17 protein-coding genes are annotated in these 13,648 nt (G+C 48.3%); 3 read left to right on the top strand and 14 right to left on the bottom strand.

From position 1 onward, the window contains the following. Positions 1-50 precede the first annotated feature (50 nt). The 14 genes from ACGHZ6_RS25350 to cadR form a co-directional block, all read right to left on the bottom strand. A complete protein-coding gene (locus ACGHZ6_RS25350) occupies positions 51-701 on the bottom strand; it encodes a methyltransferase family protein (RefSeq protein WP_390619260.1) in 651 nt (216 codons plus the stop codon). Next, a complete protein-coding gene (locus ACGHZ6_RS25345) occupies positions 691-1,017 on the bottom strand; it encodes a DUF2933 domain-containing protein (RefSeq protein WP_390619259.1) in 327 nt (108 codons plus the stop codon). Before ACGHZ6_RS25345 ends, ACGHZ6_RS25350 begins: the two co-directional genes overlap by 11 nt. Next, positions 1,010-1,282 carry a DUF5676 family membrane protein gene (locus ACGHZ6_RS25340; protein WP_390619258.1) on the bottom strand — a complete coding sequence of 91 codons (273 nt, stop codon included), beginning with the start codon at positions 1,280-1,282 and terminating at the stop codon, positions 1,010-1,012. Before ACGHZ6_RS25340 ends, ACGHZ6_RS25345 begins: the two co-directional genes overlap by 8 nt. After that, the gene (locus tag ACGHZ6_RS25335) at positions 1,279-3,771 is read right to left on the bottom strand and encodes a heavy metal translocating P-type ATPase (protein ID WP_390619469.1); all 2,493 of its coding nucleotides are present in this window, start codon (positions 3,769-3,771) and stop codon (positions 1,279-1,281) included. The genes ACGHZ6_RS25340 and ACGHZ6_RS25335 overlap by 4 nt, the downstream gene beginning before the upstream one ends. 110 nt (positions 3,772-3,881) lie before the next feature. Next, entirely contained in the window at positions 3,882-4,343 is a 462-nt protein-coding gene (locus tag ACGHZ6_RS25330) for a MerR family transcriptional regulator (protein ID WP_390619257.1), read from the bottom strand. 192 nt (positions 4,344-4,535) lie between these two features. Then, positions 4,536-4,949 carry a hypothetical protein gene (locus tag ACGHZ6_RS25325; RefSeq protein ID WP_390619256.1) on the bottom strand — a complete coding sequence of 138 codons (414 nt, stop codon included), beginning with the start codon at positions 4,947-4,949 and terminating at the stop codon, positions 4,536-4,538. 152 nt (positions 4,950-5,101) lie between these two features. Beyond that, entirely contained in the window at positions 5,102-5,452 is a 351-nt protein-coding gene (locus ACGHZ6_RS25320; RefSeq protein WP_390619255.1) for a hypothetical protein, read from the bottom strand. 17 nt (positions 5,453-5,469) lie between these two features. Continuing rightward, a complete protein-coding gene (locus tag ACGHZ6_RS25315) occupies positions 5,470-6,033 on the bottom strand; it encodes a c-type cytochrome (protein WP_390619254.1) in 564 nt (187 codons plus the stop codon). An 81-nt stretch (positions 6,034-6,114) separates the two neighbouring features. Beyond that, positions 6,115-6,414 (bottom strand): hypothetical protein, encoded by a 300-nt coding sequence (locus ACGHZ6_RS25310; protein ID WP_390619253.1) that lies wholly within the window; start codon positions 6,412-6,414, stop codon positions 6,115-6,117. Between the two features lie 54 nt (positions 6,415-6,468). Next, positions 6,469-7,155: a copper resistance protein B gene (locus tag ACGHZ6_RS25305; RefSeq protein WP_390619468.1), complete on the bottom strand. Its 687-nt coding sequence runs from the start codon at positions 7,153-7,155 to the stop codon at positions 6,469-6,471. Positions 7,156-7,201: 46 nt separating this feature from the next. Next, positions 7,202-9,058, bottom strand: coding sequence for a copper resistance system multicopper oxidase (locus ACGHZ6_RS25300; RefSeq protein WP_390619252.1), 1,857 nt, complete (start codon positions 9,056-9,058; stop codon positions 7,202-7,204). 16 nt (positions 9,059-9,074) lie between these two features. Then, positions 9,075-9,593, bottom strand: coding sequence for a DUF411 domain-containing protein (locus ACGHZ6_RS25295; RefSeq protein ID WP_390619251.1), 519 nt, complete (start codon positions 9,591-9,593; stop codon positions 9,075-9,077). A gap of 137 nt (positions 9,594-9,730) precedes the next feature. Next, positions 9,731-9,994 carry a hypothetical protein gene (locus ACGHZ6_RS25290; RefSeq protein ID WP_390619250.1) on the bottom strand — a complete coding sequence of 88 codons (264 nt, stop codon included), beginning with the start codon at positions 9,992-9,994 and terminating at the stop codon, positions 9,731-9,733. 726 nt (positions 9,995-10,720) lie between these two features. Beyond that, the gene (cadR, locus tag ACGHZ6_RS25285; protein ID WP_390619249.1) at positions 10,721-11,128 is read right to left on the bottom strand and encodes a Cd(II)/Pb(II)-responsive transcriptional regulator; all 408 of its coding nucleotides are present in this window, start codon (positions 11,126-11,128) and stop codon (positions 10,721-10,723) included. Between the two features lie 76 nt (positions 11,129-11,204). Between cadR and ACGHZ6_RS25280 the strand changes: the two genes are divergently transcribed. The 3 genes from ACGHZ6_RS25280 to ACGHZ6_RS25270 all read left to right on the top strand — a co-directional run bounded on the left by ACGHZ6_RS25280 (position 11,205) and on the right by ACGHZ6_RS25270 (position 13,555). Beyond that, positions 11,205-12,104, top strand: a complete 900-nt coding sequence (locus ACGHZ6_RS25280; RefSeq protein WP_390619248.1) for a cation transporter — start codon at positions 11,205-11,207, stop codon at positions 12,102-12,104. A gap of 107 nt (positions 12,105-12,211) precedes the next feature. Beyond that, on the top strand, positions 12,212-13,117 hold the full coding sequence (locus ACGHZ6_RS25275) for a cation diffusion facilitator family transporter (RefSeq protein ID WP_390619247.1): 906 nt from the start codon (positions 12,212-12,214) through the stop codon (positions 13,115-13,117). Between the two features lie 120 nt (positions 13,118-13,237). Next, positions 13,238-13,555 (top strand): hypothetical protein, encoded by a 318-nt coding sequence (locus tag ACGHZ6_RS25270; protein ID WP_390619245.1) that lies wholly within the window; start codon positions 13,238-13,240, stop codon positions 13,553-13,555. Positions 13,556-13,648: the final 93 nt, after the last annotated feature.

Genomic DNA, 13,648 nt, shown 5'->3' with positions numbered 1-13,648 from the left:
TCGGATATTTCGTTTTGATCTCATAGGCAATTACCTCTCAAATCAATCGATTAATGTTGCTCAGCTGATACCGGACCAAAGTGGGGAATAAACGCCGGTGTGCTGTTTCGGTACTGAATGTATTGATCGCCAAATTGCTCAATGGCCTGGCGCTCCTCTGCTTTTGAGAGACGGAGGTACACCAACAGTAAAATGGGAAACATGACCAACGTAGGAATGGTTGGCCATTGCAACAAAAATCCAAACATAATCAGGACAAAGGCGACGTATTGTGGATGTCGCATACGCGCGTACCATCCGGATGTAGCTAATACACCGGCCTGCTGCGCCTTGTGTAACACGCTCCAAGCAGACGCTAATAGGAAGAACCCCAGCACGATCAGCACATTGCTGGCGATATGTAATGGGTCAAAGTGTGCGTTACCCTCAAAACCAAGGATCGTATGCAACAAGTGACCGTTTTCATGAGCCAGGAAATCAACACCAGGATACTTCTCAGCCAACCAGCCGGAGAGAAAATAGATTGTGAGCGGAAAGCCATACATTTCGGTGAACAAGGCAACAACAAAGGCGGAAAAAGCCCCCAGACTCCGCCAGTCACGTTGCGTCTTCGGCTTGGTAAAACTGAAAGCGAAGAAAATAAAAATGGCTGAATTTAATATGACGAGGGTCCATAACCCATACGCTGACTCACCGTGCATTGTCGTTCTCCTTATCGGTTCGCTCTTCACGACCCGCTTTCAAGCCTTCAATATAACCATCGCGGTAGGCCTCATTTTTGTTTGTCTCCTCCTTGAATGAATCATGCGAGCTATCATGATCTGTCGAGTGATGATGCCCGTGCCCACCGTGCATAAAAATGTGCATCAGAGGACATAAAAGCAGGATCAAATAGGGCAAGAATTGAAAAATATGCTCTCGATGTTCGATAAACAGGAAATAGGTTGGAAAGGAGATAAACAGTAAGACAACCAGTCCCTGAGGAGTCATCCAAAAGGATTTATTACTCTTACCCATTTCGGCCTCCGGCGATCAAACGGTTGTAAATGGTTACGGTCAGCCATGCGGTAACCCCCGCCGTTATCGACCAGGCAACCAACCCGACCAACAATCCAGACCAACGCATATCCCACTGCCAGGTCATCATATTGCTGTGCAGCATGGCTCCCGACACATGCATCGCCTGGCTGGGGAGTAAAGCCACAAGTAACGTACACAGCACCCATAGCGCGGCAAAACTGATGGCCGCCGCCAGTGCAAATTTATTTGCGCTCAGTTTCATTTTTCCACCTCCAGTTGAGTGCGTTTCAAAAGTAGTGAATTGCCGATTACCGTCAGGGAACTGGTTGTCATAGCCACAACACCCACCATGGGGTGCAATAACCCGAGAGCTGCAATGGGAATGGCAGCCAGGTTGTAGATCCAGGCCCAAAAGAGATTTTCGAGAATCTTGCGGAAGGTGGCTTTAGACAGCCGAATAGCCTCCACCAGCTTGCTCAGCTCACCCTGTACCAGAGTGACATCCGCTGCTTCAATGGCGACATCAGCACCCGCGCCGATGGCGATACCCACATTGGCCTGTTTTAACGCCGGTGCATCATTGATGCCATCACCGACCATGGCCACCCGATCCCCGTGCTCTGCCTGTAACTGGCGGATGGCATCGACTTTACCTTCGGGCAAGACTCCAGCTAGCACCTCGTCGATGCCCACCAAGTCAGCAACGTGCCGAGCCGTGCGCTCGTTGTCGCCAGTGACCATCGCCACCTGTATGCCCATTCTGTGCAACGCCGCAATCGCCGACTTGGAATCTGCTTTGACCGTATCAGCCACGGCAACAAGCCCCGCAGCACGACCTTCGATTGCCACCAGCATGGCAGTCTTGCCTTCGCTCTCCAGCTTAGTCAGGGCCGTATCCAGCTCTTCTCCAAGTTCAATTTGTAGTTCCATCAGCAAGCGGCGACTACCAACATGAACCTGCCGACCGCCCACTACACCTTCGACACCCCGGGCCGTGAGCGATTTGAACTGCTTTACAGCCGGAACGTTTAAGTTCCTGGATTCAGCGCCCGCGACAATTGCTTGCGCAAGCGGGTGCTCCGAGCCAGCCTCCACAGACGCCGCCGACATGAGCACTTCGTTTTCTTCAAAACCTTCAGTGGCAAGTACATTCGTTAGCGCGGGCTTGCCCTCGGTAATGGTTCCCGTCTTATCCAGGACGACCATCTTGATATCCTTGAATGTCTGAATGGCTTCGCCGGAGCGAATCAACACACCCCGTTCAGCCCCCATCCCGGAACCCACCATAATGGCCGTAGGCGTCGCCAGCCCCAGCGCGCACGGGCAGGCGATTACGAGTACTGCTACGGCAGCCAAGATAGCAGCCATCCATGGAGAAAGCGTAGGGTCTACCCAGGGCAGAACATTGGCTCCCCAAAGCAAGACTGGACGTAGGCTTTCAGCCATCAGTAGCCACACGACGAAACTCGCCAGTGCGATAACAATAACCCCTGGTACAAATCGAGCGGTTACCCTGTCGGCAAATTCCTGGATTGGTACTTTTGAACCCTGAGCCTCTTCAACGAGGCGAATGACCTGAGCAAGAAAAGTATCGCCCCCAACCCGGGTAGCCCGAACTTTTAATAGTCCTTCCTTGTTGATGGTAGCGCCTATGACATTGTCACCAACTGTTTTCTCAACCGGGACGGATTCTCCAGTGGCTATGGACTCATCCACATGACTTACACCGTCAACGATCTCCCCATCGGTGGGGATCTTTCCGCCAGGACGCACCAGCATCAAATCACCCACCTGTAGCTCAGCGATCGGTACTTCCTCTTCCTTACCGGCGCGCAAAACCGTAGCCGTTTTAGCCCCGAGCGTTAATAAACGCTTGATCGCCTGCGAAGCTCGCCCCTTAGCTCGGGTTTCCAGGTATTTGCCTAGCAGATGAAAAGTCATGATCGTGGAGGCCATCTCGATAAAAGATGTCATTGGATAGAAAAAACCGATCAGACCGATCAAATACGGCGGCAAGCTGCCCATGGAAATGAGCACGTCCATATTCGCCGTTCGATTGGTTAGAGACCGCCAGGCCGAGCGATGCGTCGCCATACCACCCCGCAAAAATACGACGGGAAACGCCAATAACGCCACGATCAATAAATAGCCGGGAATCGGCTGCCAAAACATCTGTGGAATCATCAATAGCATGATCAAGGTGGTCGGTATTGCCGCAAACCACAGCCTACGCCAGGCCTCTTTGAGGTAGCGTTCTTCCGAGTCACCCTCAGCCGAGCTTGATCCTGAACCTTTATGTACAGAAGTAACATCGTATCCGGCTTTTATCACCGCCTGTTCTATGAGATCGGCGCTGGATGTTTGGCGGTCGTAATCAACCACCACTTTATGAGTGCCGATATTGGCCGCAATTGCATAAACACCTGACAATCGTCGAATAGAGGTATCGATCAAACCCGCGCAGTGGTCACTACCCATACCGGGAACAGTGAGTGTAAGTTGCGCAACGTTTTCTCTATTTATTGAGTCAACCTCATAACCACCTCTCTCCACAGCGCTTTGCAAATCTGTTAGCTCTAATTGTTCCGTATCAAAGCGCACCGATACTCGATGAAGTGCGATATTACTTTCAACCGAACTTACCCTTTCTAACCTCATGAGTGATTGCTTCACCAGGCCCGCGCAGTGATCACTGCCCATTCCAGGTACAACCAAATTCGCTTGACCTGTTACACCACCAGTCTTACCCATTTCCCCGTTACTTATTAAGGTTTCAGCTTCAAACGACTTCTTCGAACCATGGACTTCCATTGGGGTGTCAGCGGAACGGACTGAAGTATCTGGACCATTTGCATTACGATTCATGACTTTGACTCCTGGATATGATTACCGCTGTATTCCTCTATCAAGTGATTGGCGCTATCCCAAGTTTCGATAAGGTGACAAATACTCTCCCCTGAAGGAGCACGGTCAGGTAATTCACGCCAATCACTGGATGCCGATTCCATACGTGCCATGAGCTTCTGCGCATCAAGCATCTCTTCACGAATGGCCTCCAGTCGCTGGTCGATGAGTTTTCGAACTAACGGGCATGGGGTATCACCGGACGCCGCCATATCCAGGATTTCTCGAATATCTTTCAGGCTGAAACCCAGTCTTTTGGCCGACAATAGAAAGCGCAAGCGTCTTTCTTGCTGTATTCCATAACGTCGATAGCCGTTGGCTGTATCCCTTTCCGGGGAGAGCAAACCCAGCTTGGTGTAGTGCCGAATAGTGTCAGCACTCACATTAAATCGTCTGGCGATTTCAGTTACCGTTTTCATAACACCTTTCATCCTGACGTGTATTCGCAATCAGCTATTGGTTTCGCAAATACTTTCCAGTTACTGTCGGAGCGCTGAAGTTAGACGCACCGTGGTCAAGGATTTGATCGTACAACCTGGGTGTAGCACCTAGGTCAATAGGTCAACGTTTAGGAATTCCGAAATAGCAGGCGCAGTGACGCCTTTCGGACATTAGGCGTGTTTCGGAGGATGAAAAATACGGGAAGGGAGCCCGTGGGCACGTGCTCCTGAGGAAGCAGCTACAAGAGAGCTGCTGAACAGGTCAAGATTAACCGATGACTTTTGGAATGCTGTTGCCCCACTCATCACGCAGGAAGAGCCACATATTCCATTCATGCAATCTACATCGCAATTGTCGCAGGACTCAGAGGAAGCAGAGTCGGCAGTCTTTTCATGGCAAGGAGCTTTCGATTGCTCTTTTGCATCTTGACTACCATGATGCCCCATGGGGTGGGCCATGACACCAGAATCTGCCATAGCAATAGAATGCGAGCTTTCATCCGTTATTGGGGCAGGCATAGCGGCCATCAGAGGCTGAACGATCAACCCCCAAATCACCAATGCTATTCCTATCAAACGAATCATAGACACACTCTTAAATTATAACGTTTAAAGCATATTATCATTGCTGGCAGCAATAGTTGACCTAAATCAAATGTTGCACACATAGGTTGTCTTCCTGGGGTATATATCCGCCCCAAAAGACAGCAAGAATCCTCAGCCAGGGACATATGCCGTTACCCCTCTATCGTATCCTCTAATTGGTCAAGCAATTCCTGCATATCTTTCAGACTGTTTTTCATTGCGGCCAGATAGTCCAGATCATGCTTGCTTAGGCTAGCACGGACTGAGCTATTCTCTTTAGCTAACGAATTTCTGAGAAGTAACACAGTACTTCTTAATGTAGATACCTGTCTCTTGATGCTCTTAATCTTTTCCGTTTTGCTGGAAGCCACCTGGAAATCTTTTTGGTACTGAAGTACATAAGATCTCTTTTTCTCCAAATCTCTCACTGGATCTTCACCATTATGTGCATGACCTGCCGTAGATATCATTAGCATGCAGATTGTAGCTACTAAGTATTTCATTATTTCTCTCGCTTTTGTTAATGATGAGACGAGGTATTTGATTCGTCTCGCGCTGTAATAATTTGATATTGCTCTTGGTTTAATTCAGGCAGCTTCTGCAGGAATGCAACCATCGCCCAAATGCGCTCATCATCATGAGTTGGTCCCCACGCGGGCATTCCTGAAGCCTTAATACCGTGTTTGATAATCCAGAACTGGCGTCGAGCGGTTTGCTCTGCATCTGTTTGATCAGGATGATCATGTCCATGCTCTATTGAGGTCTTGCTCAGATTTGGTGGTTTCGGATACAAACCAATACTCATATCGCTTTGCTCCTTTCCAGGCTTCAGGTGGCAAGAAACACACATATCGTTATAGTCAGCGCCACCAGAGAGAAGCAATCCAGGATCACCCAGTGGAGGAACACTAATACTTCCTGAAGCTTTCTTGATGGATTGCTCACGCAGGGTTTCCAATAACCAATAAGTAAGCTTGTTGTGAGGAACGTCAGCGCCCATAGGATAGGCCCCAGAGTACAGATAGCCCACACCTCCCACCAAAACAACGGCCACTATAAGTACAAGGGATTTAACCATATTCATTTTATGTTCCTAATGACATCAACGGTCATTCAATAAAACCAGTAACGGCAAGCAGCTGTGCCTGCCGCCATACCAGTTAAGTTAATGGTTATGCCCATCTTTATGTTGATTCATCTGATTGGGCTCGCTCTTATCGCCGGTCTTATGCTCCGAATGCCCTGCATGATGTTCATCGTCATGCATTGCACCCTTACATTTTTTCATCATCGCCAGCATGACCGGATCATTCGCATCCATCTTTGAGTGATCCATATTTTTCATTGCCTCGCATTTTGGCTTTTCCATCTTTTCCTTATGCAGAGACGGGTCGTGAGCATGGACAAATCCGGCAGCAAAAAAACCGGCTAATAAAACATAAATTGCAATCTTTGTTTTCTTCATAGGCAAATCCTCATATCAATATAAAAGTGCTGCTTTAATATCTGTTAATGTCTGCTAAAACCACGCGCGGATACCAATAACCCATTGTAGGTCGTCAGTATCCTCTCCCTCTTCACGCGCAAAATCAGCCGTATTACCAAAGCTCTTGTTCCAGTTAATACCAATATATGGGGCAAACTCTCGCCGGATTTCATAGCGTAATCTTAATCCAGCCTCAATATCAGATAGACCTGAACCTATACCTAGATCCTCATCGTTTTTGCCATATAAATTGACTTCAATCTCCGGCGTCAAAATCAACCTCTGGGTAAACAGCAGTTCATATTCAGCCTCCACTCGCAACGCTGTGCGACCGCTTTCGCCGATAAACAATGCCGTATCTACTTCAAAAAAGTAGGGGGCAAGGCCTTGGAACCCGATCACTGCCCAATTTCGAGTCGGTGTTGGTTGAAAGTCCCTTCGTATACCGACCTGAAAATCCCAATAAGGCGCAACTCCCTTGCTGTATAGCGCCTGCAGTTCAGCCTCCTTCGTTTTTCCATCATCTCGCTCAACATCAGCCTTGAGCCAAAACTTATTCAGATCCTGACCAATCCAGCCTTGGCCTTCCAATACCAGCGGGTTTTCGTCTTCCCCGTCCCGCACCTCCAGCTGATCAAACTGCAACATGGTAAGAACCGGGTCATCCTTAGCCCCAGCCAAACTGACGTTGACCATAGAAGCTGTTGCAGCCAATGCCATAACGAGTTGGAATACAATTGTCTTTACACTTTTCATCATCACCTCCTTAGCTCACGCGGACTTCCCGGAACATACCGGGCATGTGATAGAGAAGATGACAGTGATAAGCCCAACGGCCTCTCGCATCGGCGGTGACCAGATAACTGATCTTAGATCCCGGCTGTACAATAACGGTGTGCTTGCGGGGAATATATTTCGAATCGCCTGTCTCCAGTTCACTCCACATACCATGGAGATGCACAGGGTGTGTCATCATGGTGTCATTCACCAGGATAAATCGGACACGTTCGCCGTATTTCAACTGGATTGGGTCGGCATCAGAAAATTTGATCCCATTGATTGACCACATGTAGCGACTCATATTGCCAGTCAAGTGCAGTTCGATTTCCCTGCTAGGTTCTCGGGGATCGTGTGTGGGGTAATAGTTGCAGATATCCGCGTAAGTCAGTACACGCCGCCCGTACAGCCGCTGGTGATCGCGCAACCCAATACCTGGATCGCTTAGACCATCCATGGGGCTGTCAGCCCGCATATCCACTTGGGGGCCGTACTCAGTGCTTACATGGCTGATGGGCCTGTTGCTACCGAAACCAGCTTTACCAAGGCCCGAGCCCTGGCCATGATCAACTGTCTGCATACCATGCTGGCTGTGATCCATCCCCTTATTCGCCCCCATATCATGCTGACTGTGATCCATAGCCGCCATACCAGCCATTGCCTGCCCCCCATGCATACTGTGATCCATTCCCATGCCCATATCTCGGTGACCCAGCACAGGTGCCGGGTCCATAGCAGGAACCTCCGCCTGCCACTCAGGATTGGGAGAGAGCGTGCCGCGCGCATAGCCGGTACGGTCAATGGCTTGCGCAAATACCGTATAGGCTGACTCTACGCTGGGTTCGACAATCACATCGTAGGTTTCCGCGACACCAATACGGAATTCATCGACTGTGACTGGATCGATATTCTGTCCGTCAGCGGCGACAACGGTCATTTTTAGACCAGGAATACGGACATCGAAAATGGTCATGGCAGCACTATTGATAAAGCGCAACCGCACCTTCTCCCCTTTTCTAAACAGCCCTAGCCAGTTGTCATCAGGGGTCTGACCGTTCATCAGAAACGTATAGGTATAGCCGGTCACATCGCTGATATCGGTTTCACTCATACGCATCTGGTTCCACATGGCGCGCTCCTTCCAGGTCTGAGCTACCCCTTTGTTGCGGATGTCACGCCACAGATCACCGGCAGTACGCTCACGAAAATTGTAATAATGGCTAAGTTTCTTTAGCTTGGCATAAACAGCCTCTGGCGTTTCATCAGACCAGTCCGACAACATCACCACATAATCCCGGTCATAGGCCACCGGGTCCGGTTCTTTCGGATCAATCACGATGGCACCATACATGCCTGTTTGTTCCTGAAACCCTGAGTGACTGTGATACCAGTACGTCCCACTCTGGTTGACATCAAAGCTGTATTCGAAAGTCTCGCCAGGTTTAATGCCGTCAAAGCTCAAACCGGGCACTCCATCCATCTCCGTCGGCAGGATAATTCCATGCCAGTGAATCGAACTATCGTGAGCGAGATTGTTAGTTACGCGCAAAGTGACACGGTCGCCTTCTCGCCAACGCAAAATCGGCGATGGCACGGAGCCATTTACAGCGGTAGCAATTCGCTCTCTTCCGGTAAAGTTTACCGATTGGTAGCCTATATTCAGGTCAAATTTGGTGCCTGTTAAGGTTTGAGGAAGACTGCGTTCAGTATGTTGCCTTGCAAAGGAAATTTGCGGCCCTAAACCCAGACTTAGCAGTGCCCCACCTGCAGCCATGCCTGTGACAAAACGTCGGCGTGAACTGTCAATCTCTATTGGGGAACTCATGATTAATTGCTTATCTTTCATAGTTTGCTCTCACTGTTCACTTTCCAGCCGTTGGCCCACTGATATGCTGATAGACTTCAGAGCTGCCATCTTTTTTCAGCAACAAAACGTCATAAGGGTCAAAGCGATCTCCCACTTCCATACCGGGGCTACCCACCGGCATACCGGGTACAGCTAATCCAATGGCATCTTCAGGGGGAGCGGCGAGAAAGCGCTGGATGACGGGGCCAGGGATATGCCCTTCAAACACATAGCCATCATTTGTGACAGCGGTATGGCAGGACTGATAACGCGGCGCTATGCCTTTATCAGATTTTATCTTGTTCAAATTTGTTGGGTGATGCACTTCGGATTCAAAGCCGAATTCTTCGATATGTGAAACCCACTTTTTGCAGCATCCACAAGTTCGACTTTTATAGACATCCAGCGAGATCGCTTCACCGGAAACTGAACTCGACGCAGTGGTTAAACTCGCCTTATCGGAACACGCAACTACACTCGACAGTAACAAGGTGGTAGCGGCTATCCACCCAACACTTCTAACAACCCATTTCATGCTAACTCCCACAGAGCATAAGGTCTTTTCAGACTTTCTATTTGGGAGTTCTGAGGTCTTTTATCGAAAACCGCTGAAGACTCCCGCCAATAACAATTGAGTAAAAAACGCCGAATTTCAGGCGCACTTACCCTGTATTAGCGGGCAATAGGCGGACGAAAGAGAGAAACAGCTAACTGAAGATCAGCCGACTCGTCATAGTGGCCGGTTAGCGACTTCAGGCTAGAAGAAAAAGTAGACTGGTATGCAGGCAGTGCCACTGAGGAACACCCACCCAAGCTGCAATCACAATCAGGGCAGCAGTCAGCGGTAGCCATTCCATCCAACGAGACCGTATCTGAACCCATATGCTGAGAATGATCCATCACGCCGGAATCCATCATCTGTTCAGGGGCCTGCATTGGAGCAGACGGACTTTGGCAAGATACACTCGTAGACGCGACTACCTGACCGATGAAAGTCATCATCAGTAGCGCTACGATTAAATGTCTGTATTTTGCTGTCCGCATAATTCGGTTTACTGAAAGAAGCCGGTCAATTTAAGTCTCGGGTACATAGAGCACAACGCAGGAAGATTAGTTCAATTCCTTCGATTCTGCAAGGGCTCGCTGCGTCTACTTACAAGATACACGTCCCTCAAAACAACCTTAACCGGCTGTTTTTATTAAATAAATTCCAAAGCATAACCGATTATTTTTTAATCTCCTCTTTTCCTTTCATGCTCGTCTGTGTCACATAACTTGTAACTGTTACGCGCATCTTTCTCTATCAGCCCTGCCATATACAGCCTTATCAGTACTTATCTGATCTCATTGATATCGAGTTCATATTGTGCGGCTTTGATCCTCCGAATGACTGGCTGTACCTGAACCTCGAATAATATCGTTAGAAAGATTGACTATTTTTCGTCGCTGCAAGGCTGTATCAGCTCTTCAAGAAGCCGCTTTTATCGATATTTCACCATTGCCGGTTAGTTTTTCAATTGAATGGGTTGGCGTTAATTCAACTTGGCAGGGAGTATTGTCCCAGACACTGGTACTACTCGCTTTCGCTGTGGCCATACTGCGGTCGAAAATTAGGAGGAATTCGTTACGGCAGGCATAGCATCAGATAACAAGGAATAGGCATCACGGATTCTCCAGTTGCTTTGCCGACAGGTTTTTCAAAATGCCACACTCCTCGACAGTTCTGTTAGTTGAGCAGCTATCCCGTAGCGATGTTAGATGTTGTCGAAGCCTTTCTAGCTCCGTCATGCGCTGCTCCACTTGCTCAATATGATTATCAATCATACTGTTTACATCATCGCAATGCATATCAGGCGATTGGTTTAATTCGATCAACTGACGAACCTCAGATAAAGCAAGGTCAAGGCTACGGCAATGTTTAATAAACATAAGTTGTTCAACAGCTGAGGCATCATACAGACGAAAATTTCCTTCACTGCGTGCTGTCGATTCAAGTAGGTTCTGTTTTTCGTAATAACGTATTGTCTGTACGGAGCACCCGGTTAATTTCGCTAGCTCACCAATCTGCACCACTCTCTCCGAAACTTGACTCTATAGTTACTATAGAGTCTATACTGCGATCCTATCTAAGTACAGGAGTATTCTCATGAAGGATAGCTGCGCGGGGCAATGTACCAATCAGGTAGAAGCCGATATAGCCTCACCGCCTATGACAGACACTCCACCCAACGGCGGATTTGTCAGCCAATTCTCGATCCCCAAGATGGATTGCCCGTCTGAAGAGCGGATGATCCGTATGGCATTGGATGATCTTGGGCCAGGGATCGCCCTTGAATTTGACACGCCACATCGAAAACTCAAAGTCTTTTATGACAATAACCTGGAAACCATACAGTCACGTATCGAATCACTGGGTCTAGGCGCTACGCTGGACTCCACCCAGAATGTTGGCAGCAGTGAATTATCTCAGGCTGTCGCCTCGGAGGATGCCGTCAATCAGAAAGAGGCCGGGATACTCAAGTGGCTGTTAGCCATCAATGGCATCATGTTTTGTATTGAAATGGTTGTTGGCTGGTACGCCCAGTCAACCGGATTGATAGCGGATTCCCTGGATATGTTTGCTGATGCTGCCGTTTATGGATTAGCACTCTACGCAGTTGGTCACGGTGCCCGTATGAAGCTGCGAGCTGCGCATTTTTCCGGCTGGTTACAAATGATTCTAGCACTTGGCGCACTGAGTGAAGTCATCAGGCGATTTATATTTGGCAGTGAGCCCTTATCCATGCTCATGATGAGCTTTGGTTTAATCGCATTGATAGCCAACTGCCTGTGCCTGGTACTGATCCACAAGCAAAAAGACAGTGGCGTACATATGAAAGCGAGTTGGATTTTTTCGGCCAACGATGTGATCGCTAATTTAGGGGTTATCGTGGCAGGTTTACTGGTTGCACTAACAGGTTCACGCTACCCGGATTTGGTGATCGGATTCGTGATCGGGCTAATCGTTTTGAATGGCGCACGCCGTATTCTGCAATTGAAATCGTGAACGCAATTATTTTAGCCTATAGCTACACTCTGTTGCCAAACACAAAGAAGCGCCAAAAACCAATGTCAAAAAGAAAAACATGAATCATGGAGCTAGGTTAATCCAGTATGCACAATCACGATAATGAACCATCCGCCACGCGTATCGGTTGGGCATTCTTTCTCAATCTTGGGTTCACAATCATTGAATTTATTGGTGGTTGGCTCACCAATAGTACAGCGATTATGGCGGACGCGGTTCATGACCTCGGCGATAGCTTATCGATAGGACTGGCCTGGATATTAAGCAAGATCGCTGACAAGCAAGCCAATGAAACCTATAGCTACGGCTATCAGCGGTTTTCCTTATTAGGAGCACTGGTTAACGGTGCGGTTCTAATCGGCGGCTCTGTTTGGGTGTTGAGCGAAGCCATACCCCGTTTATCTAACCCCGAAATGCCGCATACAGAGGGCATGATATTACTAGCCCTATTTGGCGTGGCTGTTAATGGATTTGCGGCTTATAAACTGAGTCATGGGAAATCGCTGAATGAGCGGATTTTGAATTGGCATTTACTGGAAGACGTTTTAGGCTGGGTAGCAGTATTACTCATAGCGCTTGTTCTTACCTTTATCGAACTCCCAATACTAGATCCGCTCTTATCGATCGGTTTTACGCTATTTATACTATTTAATGTCGCTAGGAGCGTCATTGACACCGTTAAGGTTTTTCTTCAGGCAACACCGGACCAGACAATTCAGCAAAACATAATCAATGACTTGGTATCTCTTGAAAATGTTAAAAGAGTTCATCACGTCCACCTTTGGTCACTTGATGGTAACAACCACGTATTAACCGCACACCTTGAACTGGATTTGCCGCTTGGAAATTTAACCCAGAAAGAGGTTAAACAAGAGATTTCAGCAATTTTGCAGCGCTACCATTTGTCCCACACAACAATAGAACTAGAGCTGCCCGACGAGGTTTGCCGGGACGGAAACTTTACCCAAAATAGTGTGTCCAACGGGCCTTGAGCCCTAGCATAGGATGAAATTAGTCGCATTGTTAAAAAAATTCACCAAAAAAGCAGCGCTGTGATCTCATGCACATTGATCCAGCTTGTCATATAGACCAAATGATATAGACTTGACCAAATGTTGCGTCCATTTATCTCTTACCTGTTTATCTTTTCGTTACTCTTTATGGGTATCGAAAATACAGTCGATATCGCCGGTGGTGAACACCCCCATGGAGACGACTATGCGCATGTCCTAGATAGCGATGGCCCGCATGAATCGGGTTCAGATAGCGACAGCGAGCATTGCTCACATTGCTGTCACGGCCATACCGGCAGCATCGCCAGTAATATCCCCGTTCTGAACTGTGATATGAATGGCCAGCAGTTTGCTATTTATCAGCCACACCTCCTCAACTTTTCTCAAGCACCTCCCACGCCCCCACCCAACGTATAAATCATTTCTGATCTTTACCTGCACGCCTGCTGTTGCCGAATACTTCCGCATACAGCCACAGTGGTGTGCACTGATATTCACAGAAATCGGACT

Origin of the sequence: Maricurvus nonylphenolicus, assembly GCF_042854845.1 — a bacterium.
GTDB classification, from domain to species: Bacteria; Pseudomonadota; Gammaproteobacteria; order Pseudomonadales; family Cellvibrionaceae; genus Maricurvus; species Maricurvus nonylphenolicus.
Note: the sequence above shows the minus strand (reverse complement) of the source record. Positions and strands in the feature narration are given on the sequence as shown.